Source organism: Flavitalea antarctica, assembly GCF_054461535.1.
This window is the reverse complement of the sequence record NZ_JBTLQG010000084.1, coordinates 1-1269: the sequence shown is the minus strand read 5'-3', so window position 1 is coordinate 1269 and position 1269 is coordinate 1. Positions and strand designations below refer to the sequence as shown.

Annotated in this window: 1 protein-coding gene; it reads right to left on the bottom strand. The window is 47.6% G+C overall.

Annotated features, from left to right (window positions below; all coding sequences use genetic code 11):
• Positions 1-1269 (bottom strand): hypothetical protein (locus ACX0G7_RS27270; RefSeq protein ID WP_458926712.1); only part of this gene is annotated, 1269 nt, incomplete at both ends.

Below are 1269 nucleotides of genomic sequence, written 5' to 3'. Positions count from 1 at the left end.
GCAAAGTCTGACGAATTTACACCTGTGACTGATTCAGAGAAGTTGACTGCAAAAACCACTGTAGTGGCCGTGGTGTTTTGTGTGGTTGGAGAAGAGCGGAGAATACTTGCTACTGACGGCGCTGTAAGGTCACCTGGAGATACATTGTAAGTTTCTCCACCCGTGAATCCGCCTGTGATTGGATTGTTATCTCCATCCGTTATTCCGGTCCCACTGCTGTTAAGATCCAGTCTAAGGCTGCCCGTACCCGTTATATTATTTACTGTTACCGTATATGCTGATCCGGAACCGGCTACACTACTTATATTACCATTAGCCGTTCCGCTGGCTGACAGGGTAAAATCAGTTGCGTTTACCCCACTCACAGATTCCGTAAAATTAACTGCGTACACTACCGTTGTGGCGGTTGTATTTTGTGTTGTCGGTGAAGAACGAAGTATACTTGCCACAGAAGGCGCCGGCAGGCCACCTGATATACCGTCGGAAGCCAATACACTTACTATCTGGCGGGGACTTCCCTGGTTCGTTGCAACAATAGCTACATCCGGACTGTAAGTTTGATGGGTGCTGGAAGAGAAATTATAATTTGCATCAGGCCCGCCCATCAACGTTGCAGCCCCGCTGAATGAAATGTTAGAAACAGGAGATTCTTTATACAGAATCTGGCCACCATTAGAAACACTTGTATATACGACTTTGATTTTCGACGCTGCCTCATTCAACAAGACTATGGCCTGGGTGCCTTCTCCGATCGTTACAGGATAAATATCATCCCAGGTGCCATCCGGGCGGCGTACCAACAATATAAGCTCAGGGAGACTCACATTATTATAACTGGTTTTGGCAACACAGTAAAGCGTGCCATCACTTGCAACGGTCAAATTCATGTGATCATCTGCCATGCGCGGGTTACCGGGAATAGCCGACTGGGAGGCTGGGAGTTCATCCGCGGTCCAGGTACCTGGATTTGTTCCATCCGTATGTGTCCTGAAACCAAACAGACCCGTATTCTGATTTGACCAGAATACGCCAATTTTTCCATTCAATTTAGTAATAGCGGAAATATCGTCACTGTTAATTCCGGATGCTACAGTAATAGCAGAACTCCAGGTAGTGTAAGGTGAATCGCTCCACCAGACCTGAATAGTATTCACAGCATCCGCAGCCACCCACATCCTGCCGGTTCCATCAACGGTAAGGGTTGCTGATTCCACACCACTCGGAAAGCTCACATTGGTTGGGGCGGCTCTACCACCCCAATTTACATAA